The 25,168-nt window shown below is 60.9% G+C and carries 19 protein-coding genes and 1 pseudogene; 6 read left to right on the plus strand and 14 right to left on the minus strand.

Annotated elements, in window-relative coordinates; genetic code table 11:
- Positions 1–5 precede the first annotated feature (5 nt).
- From aspS to V5B39_RS05630, 4 genes are read right to left on the minus strand one after another with little or no spacing between them, the layout of a single operon-like run.
- Positions 6–1,808 (minus strand): aspartate--tRNA ligase, encoded by a 1,803-nt coding sequence (aspS, locus tag V5B39_RS05615; protein ID WP_332341941.1) that lies wholly within the window; start codon positions 1,806–1,808, stop codon positions 6–8.
- Positions 1,809–1,835: 27 nt separating this feature from the next.
- Positions 1,836–2,474 carry a DUF502 domain-containing protein gene (locus V5B39_RS05620; RefSeq protein ID WP_332341942.1) on the minus strand — a complete coding sequence of 213 codons (639 nt, stop codon included), beginning with the start codon at positions 2,472–2,474 and terminating at the stop codon, positions 1,836–1,838.
- A complete protein-coding gene (locus tag V5B39_RS05625; protein WP_332341943.1) occupies positions 2,459–2,764 on the minus strand; it encodes an FmdB family zinc ribbon protein in 306 nt (101 codons plus the stop codon). The genes V5B39_RS05620 and V5B39_RS05625 overlap by 16 nt, the downstream gene beginning before the upstream one ends.
- Positions 2,701–2,991: a hypothetical protein gene (locus V5B39_RS05630; RefSeq protein ID WP_332341944.1), complete on the minus strand. Its 291-nt coding sequence runs from the start codon at positions 2,989–2,991 to the stop codon at positions 2,701–2,703. The genes V5B39_RS05625 and V5B39_RS05630 overlap by 64 nt, the downstream gene beginning before the upstream one ends.
- Positions 2,992–3,035: 44 nt before the next feature.
- Here V5B39_RS05630 and V5B39_RS05635 point away from each other — a divergent pair, with 44 nt between their 5' ends.
- The 4 genes from V5B39_RS05635 to V5B39_RS05650 are packed head-to-tail and all read left to right on the plus strand — an operon-like array spanning position 3,036 to position 9,691.
- On the plus strand, positions 3,036–5,204 hold the full coding sequence (locus V5B39_RS05635) for an ABC transporter substrate-binding protein (RefSeq protein WP_332341945.1): 2,169 nt from the start codon (positions 3,036–3,038) through the stop codon (positions 5,202–5,204).
- A 43-nt stretch (positions 5,205–5,247) separates the two neighbouring features.
- A complete protein-coding gene (locus V5B39_RS05640; RefSeq protein ID WP_332341946.1) occupies positions 5,248–6,225 on the plus strand; it encodes an ABC transporter permease in 978 nt (325 codons plus the stop codon).
- Positions 6,225–7,667 carry an ABC transporter permease gene (locus V5B39_RS05645; RefSeq protein WP_332341947.1) on the plus strand — a complete coding sequence of 481 codons (1,443 nt, stop codon included), beginning with the start codon at positions 6,225–6,227 and terminating at the stop codon, positions 7,665–7,667. The genes V5B39_RS05640 and V5B39_RS05645 overlap by 1 nt, the downstream gene beginning before the upstream one ends.
- Positions 7,664–9,691: an ABC transporter ATP-binding protein gene (locus V5B39_RS05650; RefSeq protein WP_434735655.1), complete on the plus strand. Its 2,028-nt coding sequence runs from the start codon at positions 7,664–7,666 to the stop codon at positions 9,689–9,691. The genes V5B39_RS05645 and V5B39_RS05650 overlap by 4 nt, the downstream gene beginning before the upstream one ends.
- Before the next feature lie 65 nt (positions 9,692–9,756).
- Here V5B39_RS05650 and V5B39_RS05655 read toward each other — a convergent pair.
- Positions 9,757–10,583: pseudogene (locus tag V5B39_RS05655) on the minus strand (IS5 family transposase).
- Between the two features lie 300 nt (positions 10,584–10,883).
- Here V5B39_RS05655 and V5B39_RS05660 point away from each other — a divergent pair.
- Positions 10,884–11,327: a phasin family protein gene (locus tag V5B39_RS05660; protein WP_332341948.1), complete on the plus strand. Its 444-nt coding sequence runs from the start codon at positions 10,884–10,886 to the stop codon at positions 11,325–11,327.
- 186 nt (positions 11,328–11,513) lie between these two features.
- Here V5B39_RS05660 and gcvA read toward each other — a convergent pair whose 3' ends face one another.
- A complete protein-coding gene (gcvA, locus tag V5B39_RS05665; protein ID WP_332341949.1) occupies positions 11,514–12,470 on the minus strand; it encodes a transcriptional regulator GcvA in 957 nt (318 codons plus the stop codon).
- Between the two features lie 114 nt (positions 12,471–12,584).
- On the opposite strand from gcvA, the gene V5B39_RS05670 reads away from it, so the two are divergent.
- Positions 12,585–12,764: a hypothetical protein gene (locus tag V5B39_RS05670; RefSeq protein WP_332341950.1), complete on the plus strand. Its 180-nt coding sequence runs from the start codon at positions 12,585–12,587 to the stop codon at positions 12,762–12,764.
- Between the two features lie 465 nt (positions 12,765–13,229).
- Here V5B39_RS05670 and V5B39_RS05675 read toward each other — a convergent pair whose 3' ends face one another.
- The 8 genes from V5B39_RS05675 to lexA all read right to left on the minus strand — a co-directional run bounded on the left by V5B39_RS05675 (position 13,230) and on the right by lexA (position 25,073).
- Positions 13,230–15,923, minus strand: coding sequence for a bifunctional acetate--CoA ligase family protein/GNAT family N-acetyltransferase (locus V5B39_RS05675; RefSeq protein ID WP_332341951.1), 2,694 nt, complete (start codon positions 15,921–15,923; stop codon positions 13,230–13,232).
- Positions 15,924–15,995: 72 nt separating this feature from the next.
- Positions 15,996–17,246, minus strand: a complete 1,251-nt coding sequence (locus V5B39_RS05680) for a DUF1015 domain-containing protein (RefSeq protein WP_332341952.1) — start codon at positions 17,244–17,246, stop codon at positions 15,996–15,998.
- Positions 17,247–17,344: 98 nt separating this feature from the next.
- Positions 17,345–18,790 (minus strand): glycogen synthase GlgA, encoded by a 1,446-nt coding sequence (gene glgA, locus V5B39_RS05685; protein WP_332341953.1) that lies wholly within the window; start codon positions 18,788–18,790, stop codon positions 17,345–17,347.
- 19 nt (positions 18,791–18,809) lie between these two features.
- Positions 18,810–20,078, minus strand: a complete 1,269-nt coding sequence (glgC, locus tag V5B39_RS05690; RefSeq protein WP_332341954.1) for a glucose-1-phosphate adenylyltransferase — start codon at positions 20,076–20,078, stop codon at positions 18,810–18,812.
- 199 nt (positions 20,079–20,277) lie between these two features.
- Positions 20,278–21,915, minus strand: coding sequence for an alpha-D-glucose phosphate-specific phosphoglucomutase (locus V5B39_RS05695; protein ID WP_332341999.1), 1,638 nt, complete (start codon positions 21,913–21,915; stop codon positions 20,278–20,280).
- A 68-nt stretch (positions 21,916–21,983) separates the two neighbouring features.
- Positions 21,984–23,618: a glucose-6-phosphate isomerase gene (pgi, locus tag V5B39_RS05700; protein ID WP_332341955.1), complete on the minus strand. Its 1,635-nt coding sequence runs from the start codon at positions 23,616–23,618 to the stop codon at positions 21,984–21,986.
- Positions 23,619–23,900: 282 nt separating this feature from the next.
- On the minus strand, positions 23,901–24,341 hold the full coding sequence (locus V5B39_RS05705) for a bacteriohemerythrin (protein ID WP_332341956.1): 441 nt from the start codon (positions 24,339–24,341) through the stop codon (positions 23,901–23,903).
- Between the two features lie 120 nt (positions 24,342–24,461).
- Entirely contained in the window at positions 24,462–25,073 is a 612-nt protein-coding gene (lexA, locus tag V5B39_RS05710; RefSeq protein ID WP_332341957.1) for a transcriptional repressor LexA, read from the minus strand.
- Positions 25,074–25,168 lie beyond the last annotated feature (95 nt).

Genomic DNA, 25,168 nt, shown 5'->3' on the forward strand with positions numbered 1-25,168 from the left:
GGTAATTACCCTTTGCCAATCTCGACCTGCGTTTCGACTCTCTGGCGCAGGCGGATGTGCAGTTCCCTGAGTTGTTTTTCGTCCACGCCGCTCGGTGCGTCGGTGAGCAAGCACTGCGCACGCTGGGTTTTCGGGAAAGCGATCACGTCACGGATCGACTCGGCTCCAGCCATCATCGTCACGATCCGATCCAGACCAAAAGCCAGACCGCCGTGGGGAGGTGCACCGTACTTGAGGGCATCGAGCAGAAAGCCGAATTTGAGCTGCGCCTCTTCCCTGCCGATGCCGAGCGCCCTGAAAACCTTTTCCTGGATTGCCGCACGGTGAATCCGCACCGATCCACCACCGAGCTCGGAACCGTTGAGTGCCAGGTCGTAGGCTTTGGCCAGGCAGCGTCCCGGATCGCTCTCGAGCAGCGACAGATGCTCGTCCTTCGGACTGGTGAAGGGATGGTGGCAAGCCGTCCAGCGCTTCTCTTCTGGGTCATAGTCGAACATCGGAAAGTCGACAACCCATACCGGCTCCCAGGCATGGCCATTGACGAAGCCTTTTTCGTGCCCGATTCTGGTGCGCAGGGCACCGAGCGCGTCGTTGACCACCTTGCATCTGTCGGCGCCAAAAAAAATCAGATCTCCCGACTGTGCGCCGGTTCGCTCGACGATCGTCTGCAGCGCGCGCGCGTGCAGGTTCTTGACGATCGGTGATTGCAGACCCGCCTCGTTGAGTTGCGTGACATCGTTGACCTTGATGTAGGCCAGCCCTCTGGCGCCATAGATGCCGACAAACTGGGTGTAGGCATCGATCTCGCCACGAGTCAGGCTGGCCCCACCGGGAATGCGCAAGGCAGCGATACGCCCTCCCTCGCTGTTGGCGACACTGGCAAAGACCTTGAAGGGGACATCCTTCAGCGCGTCGGCGACTTCGACGAGTTCGAGAGTCACACGCAGATCGGGCTTGTCTGAGCCATAGCGATGTATCGCTTCAGCATGGCTCAGACGCGGGAAGGGATTGGGCAGATCGGCAGCGATCGCTTCCTTGAACACCACCCGGATCAGTTCTTCCATCAGATCGATGATTTCGCCCTCGCTCATGAACGAAGTCTCGATATCGATCTGAGTGAATTCCGGTTGACGGTCGGCGCGAAGATCCTCATCGCGGAAGCACTTGGTGATCTGATAGTAACGGTCAAACCCGGCAATCATCAGTAACTGCTTGAAAAGTTGCGGTGACTGGGGAAGGGCGAAGAACTGGCCGGGATGCACCCGTGAAGGAACCAGATAGTCGCGCGCGCCCTCGGGAGTGCTCTTGGTGAGCATCGGAGTTTCGATGTCGATGAAACCGGCATCGTCCAGGAAGCGGCGGAAGGCCCGCGCCGTACGGTAACGAAGTTGCATGTTGTTCTGCATCTGCGGACGCCGCAGGTCAAGCACCCGGTGCAGCAGACGAATGTTCTCCGACAGATTTTCTTCGTCGAGCTGAAACGGCGGCGTCACCGACGGATTAAGGACTTCCATCTCGTGACAAAGAATCTCGATCGCGCCGCTGGCGATGTTGGGGTTGACCGTGCCCTCGGGTCGGGCGCGGACTTTTCCGGTAATCCGCAGGCAGAACTCGTTGCGAACCGACTCGGCGGTCTTGAACATCAGCGGACGATCGGGGTCGCATACGATCTGCGCCAGACCCTCACGGTCGCGAAGATCGACGAAGATCACACCACCATGGTCGCGGCGCCGATGCGCCCAGCCACAGAGCGTGACCTCCTGGCCAATAAGCTGTGAATCGACTTGCCCACAATAATGAGTACGCATGCTGTTTTCCGGGTGACTTGTTGGAGGTTATGGTCGGCTGGAAGCTCTTGCGGTCTGCGGCCGTAACGGCGGAGCCACAACGCCCATCGAGATCACGTACTTGAGTGCGGTGTCCACGCTCATGTCGAGTTCGATGACTTCCGTTCTTGGCAGCATCAGAAAGAAGCCCGAAGTCGGATTCGGCGTCGTCGGCACGTAGACGCTGACATGCTCGCCATCAAGATGCCGAAGCACTTCACCGCCCGGCTGACCGGTGAGAAAAGCAATTGTCCAGGAGCCGCGCCGTGGATATTCGATCAGCAAAGCTTTGCGAAAAGCGTTTCCGGATGATGAAAACAGCGTGTCTGAAACCTGCTTGACGCTGTGATAGATCGAATTGACGACCGGAATGCGTGCCAGCAACAACTCCCACCAGGCGACCAGCCGCTGCCCGATGAAATTGGCAGCGAGGAGCCCGGTGAGAAAGATGATTAGCAAGGTCAGGATTGCCCCGACGCCTGGGATGTCGAAACCCAGCACCGTGCGCGGATGTATCGCTTCCGGCAACAGGCGCAAGGACTGATCCATGGTCCCAACAATCAGTACCAGCACCCAGGCGGTGATTGCCAGGGGGACCCAGATCAGCAAACCGGTGATGAAATAACGCTTGATCAGTGGTCGGCGCACGCCTTCGCTCCGGTCGCGCAGGTAGGCGCTTTTTCGTGGGATGTCTGGGTGCTTGTTTCGCTGGATTTTTCGTTGCTTTCCGGCTTTTCGGCCGGTGTGGGCGCTTTGCCGCCCTTGAAGTCAGTTACGTACCAGCCACTGCCTTTCAACTGGAAACCGGCAGCGGTCAGTTGCTTGGTATAGGTGGCCTGACCACATTGGGGACAGATGTGCAATGCCGCGTCGCTCAGTTTTTGTAAATGATCTTTCTCGAAGCCACAGGAACCGCAACGATAGGCGTAGATCGGCATGAATAACCCTCAGAAAACGCTTGAAAACCTGTGATTATACGCGAACTGCGGAAGGTCAGGCTGCTGCGTGACGCGGAGTCGCTCAGCGCGTATTCCGCCAGGCCAGGCAGCTTGCAGTAGGCAAGAAACTTGTCGCCACGGTCATGGTTGGCCATGCCGACGGAAAAAACCGCGATGATCACCTTGGGGTGGCGCATCACGAGGTCGACCAGACGGCCAGCAGCCATCGGTTCGGCAGCAGAGCCGCCCACTTCGCGCTACACTTCGGCCCATGCCTTTTTTTCGCTTCACCTTTCTTGTGTCGCTGCTGCTTCTGCTCACGGCCTGCGGGAGTGAGCAGAACGACCCCTATCCGCGCGCCGAGCGCGGCCAGAATATCCTCTACTCGGCATTCACCGAGCGGCCCAAGCATCTCGACCCGGTACAGTCCTACACCGAGGACGAAATCACCTTCACCGCACAGATCTACGAGCCGCCGCTGCAATACCATTACCTGAAGCGACCGTACACGCTGATTCCCCTGACCAGCGATGCCGTGCCGACACCACGTTATTACGACGATCGCGGTCGCGAACTGCCGGCCACGGCGCCGGCAGAAGCCATTGCGCACAGTGTTTACGAGATTCGCCTTCGCCCCGGCATCCGCTATCAACCGCATCCGGCCTTTGCCAGCGATGCCGCCGGCCAGCCCTTGTATCGGAACCTCGACCGCGAACAACTGCGCGGCATCGAGAAGATTGCCGATTTCCGCGCCACGGCCAGCCGCGAGCTGGTCGCCGACGATTACATCTACGAGATCAAACGCCTGGCGCATCCGCGCCTGCATTCGCCAATCTTCGGGATGATGGCCGAGCGCATCGTCGGCCTGCGCGAACTCGGCGCCGCGCTGCAGACGGAGGCCAAGAGGCTGCCAGCCGACGCCTGGATCGATCTCGACCGCTTTGCGCTCAGCGGCGTCACGCGGGTCGACCGCCATACCTATCGCATCACCCTGCGCGGCAAGTACCCACAGTTCGTGTACTGGCTGGCGATGCCCTTCTTCGCGCCGGTGCCGCGTGAGGTCGACCGTTTCTACCACCAGCCCGGCATGGCCGCGAAGAATCTGACGCTCGACTGGTATCCGGTCGGCACCGGCCCGTTCATGCTGACGCAGAACAATCCGAACAGCCGCATGGTCCTCGAACGCAACCCGAACTTCCACGGCGAGACCTATCCCTGCCTGGGCGACCCCGAAGACCAGGCCGACGGGCTGCTGGCCGATTGCGGCAAGACGCTGCCGTTCATCGACCAGGCGGTCTTCTCGCGCGAAAAGGAGAGCATTCCCTACTGGAACAAGTTTCTGCAGGGCTATTACGACGCTTCGGGGATTTCGTCCGACAGCTTTGATCAGGCGGTTCGGCTCGGTGTCGGCGGCGACGTGCAATTGAGTGACGAGATGCGCGGCAAGGGGATTCGCTTGCTGACCAGCGTGCGCGCTTCGATCTTCTACATGGGTTTCAACATGCTCGACCCGGTCGTCGGTAGCCTTGCAGAAGCGCAGACGAAGCTGCGCCAGGCGCTGTCGATCGCCATCGACCAGGAGGAATTCATCTCGATCTTCATGAACGGCCGGGGGATTGCCGCGCATGGCCCGCTGCCGCCGGGAATTTTCGGCTATGTCGAAGGTGAAGCGGGCATCAACCCGGTGGTCTACGACTGGGTAGATGGGCAAGTGCGGCGCAAACCGCTCGAAGTGGCGAAGAAACTGCTCACCGAGGCTGGCTGGCCGAATGGTCGCCAGGCCAGCACCGGCGAGCCGCTGGTGTTGAATCTCGACACCACGGGCGGGGGCATGGGCGACAAGTCGCGACTCGACTGGCTGACGCGCCAGTTCGCCAAGCTCGACATTCAGCTCGTGGTTCGCTCGACCGACTTCAACCGCTTTCAGGAGAAGGTTCGCAAGGGGGCGGTGCAGCTCTACTACCTGGGCTGGAACGCCGATTATCCCGACCCCGAGAACTTCCTGTTCCTGCTCGCCAGCCGCGAAGGCAAGGTCGCCAAGGGCGGCGAGAACGCTTCCAACTACGCCAACCCGGCGTTCGACCAGCTCTTCGAACGGATGAAGAACCTGGAGAGCGAGGGACCGCGCGGCGTCGAGCGGCTGGCGATCATCCGCCAGGCGGTGGCGCTGCTGCAGCACGATGCACCGTGGATCTATGGTTTTCACCCGACGAGCTATACGCTGAGCCATGTCTGGCTCAAGAATCGCAAGCCGACCGAAGTCGGCCACAATACGCTGAAATACCAGCGCATCGACGTCGCTGAGCGGCAGCGCCTGCGGCAGGAATGGAATCGGCCGGTACTCTGGCCGCTGGCGGCAATCGCCGTTCTGCTCCTGGCCATGCTTCTGCCGGCGGCGCTCGGCTATCGCCGCCGCGAGCGCAGTACGGCGCGCGGATGAATCCCTTGATGACCGACCCGCTACCGCCCCTTTCACGATCACCATGCTTGCCTATCTCATTCGCCGTCTGCTCTACGCGGTGCCGATCCTGATCGGCGTCAACCTGATCACCTTCGCGCTGTTCTTCGTGGTCAACACGCCCGACGACATGGCACGCATGCAGCTTGGCGTCAAGCGCGTGACGCCGGAAGCCATCGAGCGCTGGAAAGCCGAACGCGGCTACGACAAGCCGCTATTCATCAACCCGGCGGCGACCGGCAGTGCGGTGTTCACCGATACCATCTTCTTCGCCAAGTCGGCGCGCATGTTCGCCGCCGATTTCGGGCGCGCCGAGGACGGTCGCGACATTGCCAGGGAAATCGTCTCGCGAATGGGTCCATCGCTGGCCATCGCCCTGCCGACCTTCATTCTCGGACTGCTGGTGACGGTCTCGTTTGCCCTGCTGCTGACCTTTTTCCGTGCCAGTTATCTCGATTTCTGGGGCGTCGTCCTGTGCGTCGCAATGATGTCGATCTCGGGCCTCTTCTACATCATCGGCGGCCAGTATCTGGTCAGCAAGATCTGGCGACTGGTGCCGATCTCGGGTTATGGTGGCGGCCTCGACGCCTGGAAGTTCCTGATCCTGCCGGTGCTGATCGGCGTCCTCTCCGGTATCGGTTCCTCGACGCGCTGGTACCGCACGATCTTCCTCGAGGAAATCGCCAAGGACTACGTCCGCACCGCGCGTGCCAAGGGGCTTGCCGAAGCGGCCGTGCTCTTCCGGCATGTCCTGCAGAACGCCCTGATTCCGATCCTGACCGGCGTGGTGGTGGTGATTCCACTGTTGTTCATGGGCTCGCTGCTCACCGAATCGTTCTTCGGCATCCCCGGCCTCGGCAGCTACACCATCGACGCGATCAACGCGCAGGACTTCGCCGTCGTGCGCGCGATGGTGTTCATCGGCTCAGTGTTATACATCGTCGGACTGATCCTCACCGATCTCTCCTACACTCTCGTCGACCCACGGATTCGCTTCCATTGATGGCCCCTGTCGTACTCTGGTCGGATGCGCTGATCTGGCTGCTGGTGCTGGCGGCGAGCGTGCTCGGCTGGCTGTCCCGGCGCAATCCGCTGTTGCGCGCCGCCTGGCAGCGAGTCGGCCGGAACCGGGCAGGAATGGCGTCGGCAACGGTGTTGCTGGTCTTCGTCTGCATCGGTCTGCTCGATTCGCTGCACTATCGGCCGCGCCTCGAAGAGGGTGCCGGCCGCGGTGCCGGCAGCAGCAACGAGAAGACTGCGGTTTATTCGGTCGAAGTGCTGTCGCTGCTCGACTTCCTCCTGACACCGCTGCGCACGCGTACCGAGAAAACCTATTCGGAACCTCTGGCGACGCGTGCGCACGCCAAGGAGTCGATCAAGGTCCGCGATGCCGACGGCCAGCTTCGGCAGAGTCGCGAATACCCGCGGCTGAAGCATGGCGGCGCGCATCTGGGCGCCGACGAGGCTGGCCGCGATGCCGACGTCGCTGCACGCCTCCTGCGCGCGCTCGGCCTCGCGATGCTCGTCTGGTCGGCTCTCGCGGCCGCGACCGCGGCTCTCCTGGCGCGCCGCCAGAACTGCTCGCATCGGCAAGCGTGGCGGCGCATCTGGCACAAGGAGAGCGATCTGGCCTGCAATGCGGTGCTCGCCACGATCGCCGTATTGCTGCTGTGCGGCCTGCCGCTGGCGATGCTGGCCACCGATTACCATGTCTTCGGCACCGACAAGGTTGGCCAGGACGTGCTCTATCAGGTACTCAAGAGCGTTCGCACGGCGCTGGTCATCGGCCTGGTGACGACACTGGTGATGCTGCCGGTGGCAATCTTCCTCGGCGTCGTCGCCGGCTACTTCCGCGGCTGGGTCGATGACCTGATCCAGTACCTGTACACGACCTTGAGTTCGATTCCCGGCGTGCTGCTGATCGCCGCCGCGGTGCTGATGATGCAGGTGCTGATCGACACGCATCCGCAATGGTTCGCCACCGCCGCCGAGCGCGCCGACCTGCGTCTGCTGGCACTCTGCTTCATTCTCGGGGTGACCAGTTGGACCGGCCTGTGCCGGCTGCTGCGCGGCGAAACGCTGAAGCTGCGCGAACTCGAGTACATCCAGGCGGCGCAGGCCTTTGGTGTTTCCGACCTGCGCATCATCGCGCGTCACATCCTCCCCAACCTGATGCACATCGTGATCATCGCACTGGTGATGGATTTTTCGAGCCTGGTACTCGCCGAAGCGGTGCTTTCCTACGTCGGCATCGGCGTCGATCCGACGATGATCAGCTTCGGAACGATGATCAACAATGCCCGCCTGGAGCTGGCCCGCGAACCGATGGTGTGGTGGTCGCTGGCGGCCGCCTTCGTTTTCATGTTCACGCTGGTGCTCGCAGCCAACCTGCTGGCCGACGCCGTGCGCGACGCTTTCGACCCCCGCCTGACGGGGTCGGCATGAGCCAGGAAACCACCGTGAACCAAGAACGCTTGCTCGAAGTGCGCGATCTCTCGATCGCTTTTGCCAACGGGCGATCACTGCTGGCGGCGGTCGATGACATCGGCTTCGCGGTCGCCGCCGGCGAGACGCTGGCGCTGCTCGGCGAGTCCGGTTGCGGCAAGTCGGCAACGGCGCTGGCATTGCTGCGGCTGCTGCCGACTGCCGGGCGAATCCTCGGCGGCGAAGTCTCATTCGCCGGCCGTGACCTGCTGCGGCTGCCGGAAGCCGAGATGCGCGGCGTTCGCGGTGGCGGCATGGCGATGATCTTCCAGGAGCCGGCAACCAGCCTCAACCCGGTGTTGACCGTCGGTCGCCAGTTGGCCGAGGTGCTCGAACGTCACCTCGGGCTGGCCGGGCAGGCGATACGCGCGCGTTCGCTCGAACTGCTGACCGCGGTCGGCATTGCCGACCCCGAGCGCCGCCTTGGAGAATATCCCTTCCAGCTCTCGGGCGGCATGAAACAGCGGGTGATGATCGCGGTTGCGCTGGCCGGCCAGCCGCGCCTGTTGATCGCCGACGAGCCGACGACGGCGCTCGACGTCACCATTCAGGCGCAGATCCTCGAGCTGCTGCAACGTTTGCAGACCGAACGGGCGATGGGGATGCTGCTGATCACCCACGACCTCGGCGTCGTCGCGCAGATGGCGACCCGTGTCGGCGTCATGTACGCCGGCGAGATCGTCGAAGAGGCACCACGCGCGGCCTTCTTTGCCTCGCCACGCCATCCCTATACGCAAAAGCTGTTCGCCGCCCTGCCCGACCTGGCGCGGCGCGGCCGCCGCCTGGAAACGATTCCCGGGCAGGTGCCGCCCCTGTCGGCGATGCCCGGCGGCTGCCGCTTCGCCGCGCGCTGTGCGCATGCCTGGGATCGGTGCCGCCAGGAAGCCCCGCGGTGGCGGGAGGTGGGCCCGGATCACCGCGTCCGCTGCCACCTCGATGACGAACCCGATCGCGCGCGCAGCCCCGGCAGCGAGGCGGTGAGCACCCGCGCGACCGGTCCTCTGGCCGCACCCGCACTGCTCGTGGTCGCCGATCTGTGCGTGCATTTCCCGATCCGGCGCGGCATTCTGCAGCGTCCCGTCGGCTACGTTCGCGCCGTCGACGGGGTCTCACTCGAACTGGCGCGCGGCCGCACGCTGGCGCTGGTCGGCGAATCCGGTTGTGGCAAGACGACGGTCGGCAAGGCGATCCTGCAACTGCTGCCGGCCAGCGGCGGCAGCGTGCGCTTGCTGGGACAGGAACTCGTCGGCCAGTCGCGCCGCGAGCTGCGGCCACTGCGCCGGCGCCTGCAGATGATTTTCCAGGACCCCTTCGCTTCGCTGAATCCGCGCCTGGCCGTCGGCGAGATCATCGGCGAGGGCATGCGCGCACTGGCGATGCCGGGAACCCACCCGCAGCGGCCGGAGCGCGCGGCGGCGATCGCTGCCGTCCTGCAACAGGTGGGCCTCGATCCAGCCGCCGCCGGACGTTACCCGCACGAGTTCTCGGGCGGGCAGCGGCAGCGTATCGCGATTGCCCGCGCGCTGGCCGTGCAGCCCGACCTGGTGATCTGCGACGAGCCGACCTCGGCGCTCGACGTTTCGGTGCAGGCGCAGATTCTCAATCTGCTCGCCGACTTGCAGGCCGATCTCGGGCTCGCCTACCTGTTCATCACCCACAACTTCGCCGTCGTCGATCATCTGGCGCACGCCGTGGCGGTGATGTACCTGGGCCGTATCGTCGAGCAGGGAACGGTCGATGAAGTGCTGCGATCGCCGCAGCACCCTTACACGCGCGCCCTGTTGTCCGCCGTGCCGAGTCCGCACCTGGATGCGCAGCCGCAGTTCATCCGCTTGCCGGGAGAAATCCCCTCGCCGGCCCATCCACCAGAGGGTTGCCATTTCCATCCACGTTGCCGGCAGGCCAGTGCTACCTGTCGCGAACGCTATCCTGGGACGAGCACGCTGTCGGCCACGCATACGGTGCGCTGTCACCTGTATCGATAGCCAGGGTGCACAGCCAGACGCCGCCTCGCGGCGGCGCCTGGTCGGAGAACGGCTAAACTAAGAATTTATCCCAATAGGTCTGCGGCTCGCCAGGTGATAATGCCGCAGGCAAAGTGCAATATTGCCCAATAGGACTCGCCTTTCTTTTCCCAACGCACGAGCAATCCGCGAAAGCGATTGATCCAGCCGTGTGTCCGCTCGACCACCCAACGGCGGGCGCGATAACCGAGTTCACGGATGTCGCGCTGCTCCTCTCCGTGGGCACGGAGAGGAGCGGTAAATCCCAATCCCTCCACCCGTTCCCGCACCTCGTCAAAGTCATCGGCTTTGTCCCTGCACAGGCCCTGCGGCTTTTCCTCAGTGGGCTGGGGCCATTTGACCATCAGTTTGTCCAGGGTAGCTGCCACCCGCTTCATGTCGTTCCAGTTGGCGCCATCCATCGCAATGGCCAACGGAACGCCACTCGCTTTGGTCAGCAAGCGACGCTTGACACCGCTTTTGCTGCGATCCGTCGGGTTGGGGCCCCGTCTTTTCCCCACCCAGCGGGGCCTTGGTCATCGCGCCATCCCGGGACAGCCAATCCCCGTCGATCCCCTTGAGCCGATCGTATTCAGGCAGCGCCTCACGCCAGAAGGCTTCGAAGACCCCGGCATCCCGCCACTCCGAAAAACGCCGGTGCGCCGAACTGCTTGAACCAATCCCGGTAACATTGAGCGCGTTCCATGGCATCCCCGTGCGCAGCACCAGCAGGATGGCATTCATCGCCACCCGATCCGGAACCCGGGAACAATGACATCCGAGGGGGCGCCTTGCGCGGCGGCAGCCACTTTTCCATCTTTTCCCATAACTCGTCCGGCATCCGCCAGCCATCATCCTTGCATAGCAGTCCCATCTCCTGGTCCTCCGTCTAATATTCTGGATACTTAGACAGTCGGCCTACCGGGATAGGTTCTTAGGCATGGCTTCTCTCCGGGGATGGGTTCCCTACTCTATCGCAACTCTCCGCTAATTTCTTACGTTTGCTCACGTCGCTGACAATGATCAGAGCGGGACTCGCCCAACACTTTCGTTCGCACCCAGCATGCCCAAACCTTTAGTGTGTTTCCTCTAGACCTTCCCGATAGACTTACCGGCAGTGGTTGCAAAGGCAACTGCAGGAACTTTCAAATGCAGTCAGACAAAGGAGAAATAAATGAGCAAGACAGTTAGCGCATGGGCCGATCGGGTCAGCAATCAGCAAGTCCTGCTGAAGGCCCTGGAGGCGACACGCAAGCTATGGCTTGGCGGCCTGGGCGCTTATTCGCTGGCCGCCAGGAGCAGTGTCCGGGCCGTCGAGACGCTTCTTCGTGAAAGCAAGGCCATGCCCCCGAAGGCCTGCCAACAGATCGAGGAAAAATCGGCCGAACTGATGAGCACTGCCAATACCGCCATTCAGCGCAGCGAACAGGTCGTCAGGGAACGCTTTCTCCGGCCTCTCGATTTCGTTCTCCTGGCAACCCGGCGCGACATCGAGCAGCTCTCGCTACGAGTCATCGAGTTGAGCGCCGAGGTACACCAATTGGCAACCGGCCAAGCGATGTCCGCAGCCAGGCTTGCCCAGAGTGACGATTCGCCGATGATGACCGGCACTGCGTAGGGCCGCCGGCGACAGCTAACGGTCATGTCTTTCCAGTCCCGATCATGGCGATCATGACCGTCTCTCTCTCCCGCAAGGAGAGATTCTTGAGTCACCGACACGACTTTCACATTCAGGCGGCCGGCAATTGTCGCGCCAGCATTGCCGGCAGACGGCCGTTCGAGTACCGCTCGAACGGCCGTCCGGCTATTTCTGGGCAACCTGTGCGGCTTCGCTGAGCAACCACTTGCGAAAAACATCAACGATCGGGCGATCGGCAACAGCTTCCGGCACTACCAGATAATAGGCCTGGGTGCGGCGAATGATGATGTCGAAGGGCATCACCAGACGCCCGGCAGCGACCTCGGCTTCGACCAACGGAATAGAGGCGATGGCCACACCAACGCCATCGATCACCGCCGCATGAACCAGTCCCGAGTCGCTGAAATGGGTGCCGGCATTCGGATCGACACCACTGACTCCGGCAACCTGCAGCCATTCGGCCCAGGTCGGGCGGTCCATCAGTTCCATGATCGACTCGTCATGGAGAAGATTGTGGCGCCGCAGATCGGAGGGCACGCCCAAGGGCCGCATTCCGAACAGCAAGCGCGGACTGCATACCAGCGCATAGGCTGGAACGAACAGTCGGTCGACGCGGCAACCGTCGTAATGACCGCGCCCGAAACGGATGAATAATTCGGTTTCGTCATCGCGTACATCGACTCCGGCCAGTCCCGAAACGCCCAAGGCGTCATGGGCATCGATCGTCTCGACCGACGCGGCCATGTGCAACTGGATCTCCGGGTGCTCGGCAGTGAAAGCGGGCAAATGGCGAATCAGCCATCGACTGGCGAAAGCCGGCGGAGTCGTGATCAGCAGGCGCCCGGCGGCTTCATGCGGCCGCGTGCTTTCGATCGCGGCGGCAAAGCATTCCAGGCCTTCACGCACCTTCGGCAGCATCGCCCGACCTTGGCTCGTCAGATCCAGTGCGCGCGTCAAGCGGTGAAAGAGCGGAAAACCGAGGTATTCCTCAAGACCCCTGATCTGGTGGCTGATGGCGGTGGGCGTCACCGCCAATTCCTCGCTGGCATCCTTGAAACTGAGATGGCGAGCCGCCGCTTCGAAGGCACGCAGCGAGTTCAGAGGGGGTAATCGGTAAGTCATATGGAAGAGATATTCTCATTCATTGGCTGATTATTGATCGTTTGCCGGCATATCGGCAAACAATTACAGTAGCGTCGCACTCTCGGGGACCGAGAAAACTCAAGGAAGAAACCCATGACAACCGACCTCAACCGCGAACAGATCATGATGATTGTCGAGCGCGCACGCGCTCAGCGCAGCATCGCCACCGGCAAGCTCTACGCCGCCATCACCCACCAATCGCTTGTCTGGCTGGCCAGAGGGATCGACAGATTCCTGCATCTCCTGCTGATGTCGCCGATGGCGCACCGTTAATGTGAAAGTCGCGTATGCGACTCACGAACCTCCCCTCCCCCTCGCGAGGGCGAAGGCGGGGTTTCGCGGAGCACTGCTCCGCGCCGCCGTAGCCGGCCCACGATGCAGCGCGGGCCGTGGGAGGGGTTGAGGGAGAGGAAAACGGTCATGACTTTTATAATCGAGGTACCTGGAAAAGTCATGACCGTTAATGTGAAAGTCACGTGTGGCGCTTGCTCGGGGGGTGCAAACACCCACCTCACTGATCCGCAACAACGCAGTGGCAAGGCCATTCGGCTCAACGACAAGACGGTGACTCTGGCCTTCGGAGGTCAGAAATGGCGGGGCCGGCTATACCTTGCTGCACTGGGTGGTGGATGCGCAGGCCAGCAAAAGCGAAGTGTTTGAACTCGGGACGGCCAGCGAGGAAGCTGATCACCGAGAGATTTGATGCCAGTCCGCAAAGCGCTGGCCGGGCGGGTCGTCTCAGCCGTGCAAGGGCTTGATGGCGCGCTTCACTCCCGGAAGTTCCGGATGTGGATGGATCGTGAAGCCAAGTTTTCGCATCATGCGCAACATCTTGTGGTTGGTCCCCAGCAGATCGCCGACCAGGGCTCGATAGCCCTTGCTTCGGGCACAGTCGATCAATACCGCGATCAGGCGGCGGCCCAGCCCGAACTGCTGCCATTGGTCGTCGATGGCGACGGCAAACTCCACCGACTCCCCGTCCGGAGTCAGGACGTAGCGGGCACTGCCGATCTGCGTCTCGCGACCCGTGTCGTCGATGGTCGTGGCGATCATCGCGAGCTCACGATCGTAGTCGATCTGCGTAAAGCGTACGATTACCGGCAGCGGCAGTTCGAGGATCGATTCCATGAAGCGGAAGTATCGTGATTCTTCGGACAGGTTCCTGACGAATTCACGTTCCAGGTCGGCATCTTCGGGGCGAACCGGACGAATGGTGACGGTGCTGCCGTTGGGCATCTGCCACTTCTGTATCAGGTGCACCGGGTAAGGATGAATCGCCATGTGCGCATAGCGCTCGCCACCGGTACCGAGGGCGTGGTCGATGACGATCCGGGCATCGACCACGATGGCCCCGTGTTCATCGACGATCAGTGGATTCAGATCAAGCTCCTTGATCCATGGCAGGTCGCAGACCAACTCGGAAATGCACACCAGTACCTCCTCCAGCGCATCGTACTTGACCGCCGGATGGCTGTGGAACTTTCCGAGCATCCTCGATGCGCCATTCGACTCGATCAGATCCCTGGCGAGGAAGCGGTTCAAGGGTGGAATCGCCAGCGAACGCTCGTTGAAGATCTCGGCGTCGAAGCCACCCGCGCCAAAACAGATCAGCGGACCGAAAAGCGGATCACGAAATACCCCGATCATCAATTCGCGACCATGCGGCCGCGAAAGGTAAGGTTCGATCGAGACCCCATTCACCACTGCCTCCGGGTAACGCAGTTGCACCGTGTTGATGATGTCGTGGTACGCGTTCCACACGGCTTGGGTATTGGCAATGTTCAGGCGCACACCGCCGGCTTCCGACTTGCGCGTCAGATCCGGAGAATCGACCTTCATGGCGACCGGAAAGCCGATTTGCTCGGCGACAAAGAGCGCTTCACTGGCGCTGCGTGCCATCATCGTTTGTGCGACGGGGACGTTGAAAGTGCGCAGAATGGCCTTCGATTCCATCTCCGACAAGACCTTGCGGCGCTCGCCCAACAGGGTCTCGATCAGCATGCGGCCGCCGCGCTCGCCGGTCAGCCCGGACTGGCGGGTCGGGCCAGGCGTCTGCAAGAGCAGTTTCTGGTTACGGAAGTACTTGGAAATCGTGTGGAACAGTTCAATCACCGTTTCGGGCGTACGGAACACTGGAATCCCTGCCTCTTCCAGCAGTCGGCGGGCCTCGGCAACCTGCCGACCACCCATCCAGCAGCAGGAGATGGTCAGGCTGACCTCCTCGGCAACATCGATGATCGCCTGGGCGACTTCCATCGGCTCGGTCATCGCCTGTGGCGAGAGCATCACCAGCGTGCTGTCCACATTCTCGTCGACGGCCACCGCCAGAATTGTTTCACGATAGCGCTCGGGTGTGGCGTCGCCACCGATGTCGATCGGGTTGAGATAAGAGCAATCAGCAGGCAGGATCTGTTTCAGCTTGTTGCAGGTTTCAGGCGACAGGCTGGCGAGCGGAATGCCCAGATCGCCGGCACGGTCGGCCGCGACAGCGCCCGGACCGCCGCCGTTGGTGACGATCGCCAGACGGTCGCCGCGAGGATGGAACTTCGACGACAGGGCCTTGGCCGCATAGAACAACTGTCCGATATTCTGTACGCGCACCGCCCCGGTACGGCGCAGCGCAGCGTCGAATACGGCGTCAGGAACCGCGGCCATGCCGGAATGCGCGACCGCAGCCTGCGCTCCCAGTTCGTGCCGCCCCGCTTTCAGGAGGATGATCGGCTTGATCCGGGCCGCCGAGCGTAGAGCGCTCATGAAACGTCGGGCGTTGCGGATACCTTCGACGTACATCAGGATGTAACGCGTTTTGTCGTCATAGATCAGATAATCGAGAATCTCGCCGAAATCGACGTCCACGGTCACGCCCAGGGAAATCACCGAAGAGAATCCGATCCGACTCGTCTCGGCCCAATCCAGGACTGCTGAACACATGGCGCCGGACTGTGCAACCAGAGCCAGATCACCAGGCTCGGCGCTCACCCTGGTAAAGGTTGCGTTCAGACCGATGTCAGGGCGAATGACTCCCAGGCAGTTCGGTCCCAGAATCCGCACGTTGTAGCTACGTGCGATTTCCACCACCTTGCGCTCCAATGCCGCACCGCTGCTGCCGGCCTCGGAAAAGCCGGAAGCGATGACGATCGTATTACGCACGCCACAACGCCCACATTGCTCCATGATGCGGGGGACGGTCTGTGGTCGGGTGGCGATGATCGCCAGATCGATGCGGCCGCCGATCCGTTCGACCGATTTGTACGCGGGTTGGCCCTGAATCGTTTCGTGCTGGGGATTGACCGCGTAGACCTGTCCCCGGTAGCGCGAATGCAGGATATTCTTGAAAATGATGTTGCCGACCGATTTCTCCCGATCTGACGCGCCGATCACGGCGACCGATTTGGGTTCGAACAGTGAGGTCAGATAGTGCTGCATCAACATGGTGGAGCCTTCCCGGATTTCAGCAGGAGCGATACATTCTTCGGACGCAAGATTAAGGCATTGCCGGTTGGCCTAATCCGGATCGAGTAGATACGATACCAGTCCGTCAGCAAGCTTCGGTTCAAACCAGGTCGACTTGGGTGGCATGACCTGGCCGGCGTCGGCAACGGCCATCAGATCGGCCATCTGCGTCGGATACATGGCAAAGGCGACGGCCATTTCGCCGCTGTTCACCCGCCGTTCGAGTTCGGACAGGCCACGCATGCCGCCGACAAAGTCGATACGGGTGTCTCGGCGCAGATCGGTGATCCCGAGCAAGGGATCGAGAATTTGCTCGGCAAGTACCGAGACGTCGAGCTGGCGCACCGGGTCCGAGACGGGAATCAGCCCGGATCGAATCTCCAGCCGATACCACCGGCCACCGAGGTACATGCCGCAAACGCCGCGACGTTCGGGTTTGACCGGCGTTCTGGACGCGCTGACAGCGTAGCATTTGCTGACCGCTACCAGAAAGGCTTCCTCAGTCAAACCGTTGAGGTCCCGTACCACCCGGTTGTAATCCATGATCAGCATCTGTGAAGCCGGAAAGATCACCGAGAGAAAGAACTCGGCACTGTCGGATGCATGGTTCTGGTGACGCCGAATTGCCGCAACCCGCGCGGCCGCCGCCGAGCGATGGTGACCATCGGCGATGTAGAGATTGGGCATGGCGCCAAACACCGCGCCGATGCGTGCAATGCTGGCAAGGTCGTCAATCGCCCACAGCGTATGCCTGATGCCATCGTCAGCGGTCAAATCGGCAATCGGTGGGCTGTCGGTCGCGAGCGCGAGCAGTTGCTCTGCCTTGACGCTGTCCGGGTGAGCGAGCAGCACTGGTCCGGTCTGCGCATTCAGCGCCTCGATCTGGCGTACCCGGTCATCTTCCTTGTCCGGCCTCGTAAACTCGTGTCTGCGGATACGGTGGCTGTCGTAGGCGGCGACCGACGCGGTGGCGACCAGCCCGGTCTGGACGTGCTCGCCCATGATCAGCCGATAGGCGTAATAACAGGTGCGTGGATCACGGCAAAGCACCCCATCATCGATCATCCGCTGAAAATTCTCGGCCGACCTGGCATACACCTCCGGTGAATAGTGATCGACCTCCGGTGGCAGATCGATTTCCGCTCTGGAGACATGCAGAAAGGACAGCGGCTTGCCGATTACCGCTTGCCGGGCCTCGGTGCTGGAGAGAACATCGTAAGGTGGTGCAGCGACTGCGGCAGCGTCTGCGCGGCGCGGACGCAGGCCGGCGAAGGGTCGAATCAGGCAATGATCAAGGGACACGAGATTCTCCTGTGGGAGCTTGTTTCCGGAAGCGACCGGCATGCCCATCACGCAGGGCATGGCGCCGGTCAGTTGAAGACGCTCGGATACCCGGTTGTTCAGATACTCCGGTACAGCGCCTCATAGCGTGCAGCCGAATCGGCCCAGGAGAAATCCTGCGCCATGCCGCGCCGTTGCAACTGGTGCCACGTCGACGGGTGGTCGCGGTAGAGCGCACAGGCCTCGCTCAGGCAATTGGCCAAGGCGCGACTGCTGGGATCGTCAAAGACGAAACCGTTGGCTGTGCCGTCCTTGAGGTTGCCCGGCGTGGCATCCGTGACGGTATCGGCCAGGCCGCCAACTCGCCGCACCAGCGGCAGGGTGCCATAGCGCAGGGCATACAACTGGGTCAGGCCGCACGGCTCGAAACGCGATGGAACCAGGAGAACGTCGGCCGCGGCGATGATGCGATGCGCCAGCGCTTCATCATAGCCGAGATGTACCGATACGGTATGGGGATGTGCCGCCGCTGCGGTCCTGAAACCTGCTTCAATTTCCGCTTCGCCACTGCCGATCACGACCAGTTGTCCGCCCTCGGTTCGCAGTTCGTGCAGGCACGCGAGGACCAGATCCATGCCTTTCTGCGATGTCAGTCGACTGACTACGGCGAATAAAGGCGTTTTCCCCCGAACCGCAAAGCCCATTTCAGCTTGCAGCTTGAGTTTGCAAACCTTTTTGCCTCGCAGCTTGTCGGCACTGTAGCCCTTGGGTAGCGCCGGGTCTTTGGTCGGATCCCATACCGAATAATCCACCCCGTTGAGAATACCCGACAGATGCCCGCCACGATCACGTAGTAGCCCATCCAGACCCCAACCGTGCTTTGGCGTACAGATCTCATGGGCATAGGTCGGGCTGACCGTGTTCACTCGCTTGGCGTGCACGAGTGCCGATTTCATGAACGACAGGTGTCCATAAAATTCGAGTGCGCTTTGATCAGCACCGGTAATCAGCAAGCCGAGGTCCGTATGGTGGTCGAGAGGAAATAGCCCACGGAATGCAAGGTTGTGAATCGTGAACACCGTTGCGGTATTCAGCGCCGGGTTCTGCGCAATATAGGCCGGCGCCAGACCCGCGTGCCAGTCGTGCGCATGAACCACCTCCGGCTGCCAGGATTCGTCCAGCTCGCCGGCAGCCAGATGCGCTGCAATCCAGCCGAGGAGAGCATAGCGCCGATGATTGTCATTCCAGTCGCGACCGTCTGGTCCGAGATACGGATCGCCATCACGCCGGTAAAGGAAGGGGGCGTCGATGACGTATGCCAGCAAGCCACTGTCCGGAAGACGACCCAGTCGCAGCGTGATGACCGCCGCCCCGAACGCTGGTCCGAGGCGGATCAGCGGCTTCTGGTCGCTGACGCCGTTGAGAATCGCCGGCATTCCGGGCAACAGCACGCGGACATCCAGACCGCGTGCTGCAAGCGCGACGGGCAAGGCAGCGACGACGTCAGCAAGGCCGCCGGTCTTGACCAGCGGATAGATTTCGGCGGCAACGTGCAGGATGCGCAAGAGAGACTTGATTTCCTGATCAGGTGAGCTGTTCGAGCATTTTCCGGGTAATCAGCGTGATGCCGTTCTCGGTACGGCGGAAGCGACGCGCATCTTCAACCGGGTCTTCTCCGATCACCATGTTCGCCGGGATATTGCAATCGCTGTCCACGACGCAGTGGCTGAGGCGGGCCCGGCTGCCGATCGTCGAATCGGGAAGGATAACCGATAGATTGACCCGTGAATAGGAATGAACACGGCAACCGGAGAACAGCAGCGATCGGTTGACTTCTCCGGAAACGATACAGCCGCTGGAGACCGAAGACTCGATGGCATTACCGCGCCGGTCGAGATGGTTGTGCACGAACTTGGCGGGGGGGAATTGTTGTTGATAAGTCCACACTGGCCAGTTGCGGTCGTAGAGATTCAGCGCCGGCACCGTCGCAGTGAGATCGATGTTCGCATCCCAGTAGGAATCGATCGTCCCTGCGTCACGCCAATAATACTCTCTGAACTGCTCGTCCGGGGCGACGATGCAACTGCGTGAGAAGGAGTGCGCTGCGGCCACGCGGTTCTTCACGGCATGCGGAATGATGTTCTTGCCGAAATCATGGTCAGAGGCTGGGTCGTTGATGTCGCGCGCCAGTTCGGCATACAGGTATTGAGCATTGAATACGTAAACCCCCATGCTGCACAACGACATATCGGGCTTGCCCGGCATCGCCGGTGGGTTGGCAGGTTTCTCGACAAAGTCGGTGATCATGCCGTTTTCATCGACGTCCATGACCCCGAAGCCACTGGCTTCGTGACGCGGGACTTCGATACAGGCCACCGTACACTCGGCACCGCTCTCGACATGGTCAACCAGCATCACGGCGTAGTTCATTTTGTAAACATGGTCGCCCGCCAGGATCACGACGAACTCGGGTTTGGGCCGATAGGTCTCGAGGATGTCGATGTTCTGGTACACCGCGTCGGCGGTACCCCGATACCAGGATTCTTCGTCGATACGCTGCTGTGCCGGAAGCAGGTCGACGAACTCGTTAACCTCACCATGCAGGAAGTTCCAGCCGCGCTGCAGGTGGCGCAAGAGGCTGTGTGACTTGTATTGGGTGACCACGCCAATTCGCCTGATCTGCGAGTTGACGCAGTTGGACAAGGCGAAGTCGATGATCCGGAACTTGCCGCCGAAATGGACCGCCGGCTTGGCACGGCGATCCGTCAGTTCGTGCAACCGGCTGCCGCGTCCACCAGCAAGGACCAGGGCAATCGCCTTGCGTGGCAACTGGAATGTCTTTCTGTCAACCATTTTGCTATCCCCTTCTGAAATTGATTCATCGCATCAGGTGGCGCTCGTCACCCATTCTTTGCTGCGTAGCCGGTTCTGACGGCCATGACTTCTCCGGGTACACCCCAATCATGAAAGTCATGACCATTTCCTTCTTCCCGACCTCTCCACTGCAAGGGGAGGGGAGATTCGTGAGTCGCTGACGCGACTTTCACATCAACTAACTGATCACATCCGGCTCTTTTCTGCCCGTGATCGCGGCAATCCGTGCCACCGCGTCGGCCAGGCCGACCAGTGGCGCCAATGCCTCTTGAGTAGGAATTTCGTGTTCGCCGGGGTCGGCGATAAAACGTTCGAGATAGACGCGCAAGGTGGCTCCCTCGGTGCCTGTACCCGACAAGCGAAATACCGCCCGCGAACCATCGTCGAGCAGGATGCGGATCCCCTGACGCTCCGAACGTGAGCCATCAACCGGATCAACATAGGCGAAATCATCGGCGGCCGCAATGCGCAGGCCCTCGTACTCCGAGCCCGGCAGCTGCGCAAGACGAGCCCGCAATTCATTCATCAGGCGATCACCTTGCGCAATCTCGATGCCTTCGTAATCGTGGCGGGAGTAGACATTGCGCCCGAAGCGCCGCCAGTGTTCACGAACGATCACGTCGGCAGGCAGGTCGCGCACGGCCAGAATGTTGAGCCAGTAGAGTACTGCCCACAGGCCATCCTTCTCGCGCACATGATTGGAACCGGTACCCGCGCTTTCTTCGCCACACAGGGTGCACCGGCCGGCATCCAGCAGCGACCCAAAATACTTCCAGCCGGTCGGTGTTTCATAGCAAGGAATGCCGAGTGCAGCAGCGACGCGGTCGACTGCACAACTCGTCGGCATTGAACGTGCGACACCCGCCAGGCCGCTCGCGTAAGCCGGAATCAGCGCATGGTTGGCGGCGAGAACGGCCAGACTATCGCTCGGACTCACCACGAAATTACGGCCGACGATCATATTGCGGTCGCCGTCCCCATCAGAGGCGGCACCAAAGGAGAGGCCCGAACGGCTGTCAGCCAGTGCCGCCACCAGATCAGCCGCGTATACCGGGTTGGGATCGGGGTGGCCACCTGCGAAATCGGGCAGCGGGATACCGTTGACGACCGTACCGGGGGGGGCACCGAGACGATTCTCGAGAATTTCCAGCGCATAGGGGCCAGTGACTGCGTGCATCGCATCGAAACGCATGCGAAAGTCCGGGCGAGCCAGCAGACGGGCAATGCGGTCGAAGTCGAACAGGGATTCGAGGAGTTCGGCGTAGTCGGCAACCGGATCGATGATGCTGACCACCATGTCACCGATGCGCGTCTCGCCCTCCTTGCTCAGGTCGATATCCGGGGACTCGACGGTATCATAGGAACTGATTTCCTGGGTGCGCAAATAAACGGCATCGGTAAAGCTTTCGTTGGCTGGTCCGCCATTGCCAAGGTTGTACTTGATGCCGAAATCCCCGTCCGGACCGCCCGAGTTGTGGCTGGCCGACAGGATGATACCGCCAAAAGCCTGCCATTTGCGGATGACGGCGCTGGCCGCCGGGGTGGACAGAATGCCGTTGCGACCAACCAGTACGCGACCAAAACCGGTCGCCGCCGCCATGCGCAGGATGGTTTGAATGGCGACATCGTTGTAATAGCGGCCATCGCCACCCAGGACCAGCGTCTGGCCCTGCTGACCAGACAAGGTATCGAAGATGGCTTGTACGAAATTCTCAAGATACCGCGCCTGCCGAAATACGGTCACTTTCTTCCGCAACCCGGATGTCCCCGGCTTCTGACCGGAGAAAGGCGTACTGGGAACGCTGATCACCTGCATAGTCATGTCATGCCTCGTCACTAGTCACTAAGATGAGAACCCTGAATCACTGCTGGAGAGACTCGGATTCATGCCAGATGCTGCCGGCTGAACGCCAGCAGTCCCTGTGTCGATGCGTCGAATTTTTCTGCCAGGGGCGGATTGGCAATTGCCGGCAGGATGCTGCTGGCAACGGCCTTGCCAAGCTCGACGCCCCACTGGTCGAAAGAGTTGAGCCCCCAGATGGCGCCCTGCACAAATACCTTGTGCTCGTACAGTGCAATCAGCGCACCGAGTGTTTGCGGATCAAGGCGGGAAAGCAGCAGTGTCGATGATGGCTGATTGCCGGCAAACACCTTGTGCGGCAAGAGGGATTCAAGCGCCGTAGCCGGCATCGTGCCGTGCAATTCGCGACGTGCCTCTTCGGCTGTCTTGCCGAACGCCAGGGCCGCGCTTTGTGCAAAACAGTTGGCGAGCAAAGCCTCCTGATGACCGGGGAGAGGATAGTCAGAGCGTACGGCAGCGATGAAATCACAGGGTACCAGTCGCCCGCCCTGGTGAAGCAGCTGAAAGAAGGCATGCTGGCCATTATTGCCAAGTTCGCCCCAGACGATGGGATTGGATGCACAGGCCAGTGGCTGCCCGTCGCTGCCGACCGACTTGCCATTGCTTTCCATTTCGAGCTGCTGCAGGAACGACGGGAAATATTTCAGCGACTCGTTGTAGGGCAACACCGCATTGTTCGTTGCACCCAGGAAATTGGTGTTCCAGATGCCGATCAGGGCCATCACCACCGGCAGGTTGCGCTCGTAAGGTGTGCTGAAAAAATGTTCATCCATACGTTCGGCACCGGCCAGAAGATCAGCGAAAGCGTGCGGACCAATGGCGATCATCAGTGCCAGTCCAACCGCCGACCACAACGAGAAACGTCCGCCTACCCAGTCCCAGAGGGGAAAGACGGCCTCTGCCCTGATGCCGAACTTGACCGCACGCTCGGGTTTGGCCGTTAGTGCTGCAAAGTGGCGGGACACGGCAGCGGTGTCGCCGAGGTTGGCCACCAGCCAGTCGCGTGCCGTTTGTGCATTGAGCATGGTTTCCTGCGTGGTGAAAGTCTTGCTGGCAACCAGGAACAAGGTCGTGCGTGGGTCGAGCGTTTGCAGGAGTGGCGCCAGTTGAGCGCCATCGAGGTTGGAGACGTAATGTACGCCAAGTGCCGGATGCGAGATTGAACGCAAGGCGTAATCAAGCATTTTTGGCCCCAGGTCAGAACCGCCGATGCCGATATTGACGACATGACGAATCGGCATGCCGGTGAAACCCAGCGCTTGCCCGGAGCGAATCCTGTCGGCAAAGGCCGCCATCCGCTGACGCGTGGTGATAACTTCGGGCATCACGTCCAGATCGGCACTGGGGAAGGGACTGCTCGATCGCCGCAGGGCAACATGCAGAACCGACCGATCTTCGCTGGCATTGATTTTCTCCCCGCTGAACATGCGGGAGGTCAACTCGTCCAGTCGGGCCTCACGGGCCAATGCGGCCAGCAGGGCAAGTGTTGTCGAATCGATGCGTTGCTTCGAGAAGTCGTAATAGATGCCGTCGTAGCTTAGCGAGAGCGATGCTACACGCCCAGGATCGTTGGCAAAAAATTGTCTGAGATGCACCGGCGCGAGCGATAGCCGGTGCGCTTCGATAGCCTTCCAGGAGGCTGAGGCGGTGATGTTCATGGTCGATGGAAGCTCATGGATGAGTGATCAGGCCGGTTGCAGACGGCCTGTGGAGGGGGGTGTGACGAAATATGACAGGATATGCCGTTCCGGTTATCAGCTTGCCAGAATGCTCGGAAGAACGCAAAAAAGAATGATGGCAGGACATTGCAAAGCACCTGGCGAAATTTTTCCCGGCGAAATCCGATCCTCGCGGGTCACGATGGGCGCTGTTGACGGGATGCTGGCCGGGTCATCGGCGTGCACTGGGAACGGCCAAGAGGGGGAACGGCCAAGATGGAATCAGATGATCGACGCTGCGGCAGGCATGCTGTTGGCAGGTCTCGCCTTGCGGCCACGCACGCTGGCTGCGAAGGGCTTGTCTTCCTCGGAGATATGGCGTTCAAACCAGTACTCGGCATAACGCAGAAAGGAATGGACATCGCGCGCACCATTGCGCACTTCGTCGAACGCCTTGCGCAGCGACTGCAGATTTTCTCGGTGCACGGCATCGTGATCAAGGAAGTCGATGCCGACTTCCCGGGCAATGCGCTTTTCGGTGTTGAAATGGTGCTCCAGATAATCGAGCAGGCGGTCGAACGCAGAAAAAGAGATCGGTTCGCTTCCAAAGCACGCCCCCTTGAGCGACTCAATTCGCTGAAAGATCTCTTCGTGCTGCGCATCAATTTCCGGGAGATCGATCACTAAGGCCTCCGGCAGCAAACCGGTAGAATTGATCTCCATCACAATAGGCTCTCCAGGAAAGGTTCAACCATTCTCTTGATACAGTATAAAAAAAGAGCGTGAACAATTCCACAAAAATCAGCATTTTCTTAAGCAGACGGCAGTCAGTCGAGAGCGCACTCACATCGACTCACGACCGCGGATCAGGCCGACCACCACGCCTTCGATGGCCAGTGTACGGGTGCCCGTGTTGACGGTGATCGGCGCAAAATCGGGATGCTCGGCGATCAGTTGGATCATGTCGCCCTGCTGGTGAAAACGCTTGACCGTCACCTCGTCATCCAGCCTGGCCACGACAATCTGGCCATGGTGCGCTTCGCTGCTGCGGTGCACGGCGAGCAGGTCACCCTCCAGAATTCCGGCGTCATGCATCGACATGCCGTGCACGCGCAACAGGAAATCGGCACGCGGGCTGAACAGGCCGGGATCAAGGGTATAACGACGTTGAATGTTTTCCACGGCCAGTATTGGACTGCCGGCAGCCACGTTGCCGATCAATGGCAGTCCAAGTTGTTCGACCAGCCGAATTCCCCGCGCCGAGCCCGGTTCAAGGATGATGGTGCCTTTCCTGGCGAGCGCTCTGAGGTGTTCTTCAGCCGCATTATGCGAGGCAAAGCCAAAGGCATGGGCAATCTCGGCCCGCGTCGGTGGCGCGCCAAGGTTCTCCAGGGTGTCGCGGATAAAGTCGAGTATTTCCCTCTGTCGCGGGGTAAGCGGTATCACTTTGAGCATGGCCGTGGCCTTCCATCGTCAAGGCTGTATCTCCATACAGATTATCACGTAAAGGCAAGTGGTGACAGTAGGCTTGGGGGTCCGGACAGGGTAAA

The organism is Accumulibacter sp., assembly GCF_036625275.1.
Classification (GTDB): Bacteria; Pseudomonadota; Gammaproteobacteria; order Burkholderiales; family Rhodocyclaceae; genus Accumulibacter.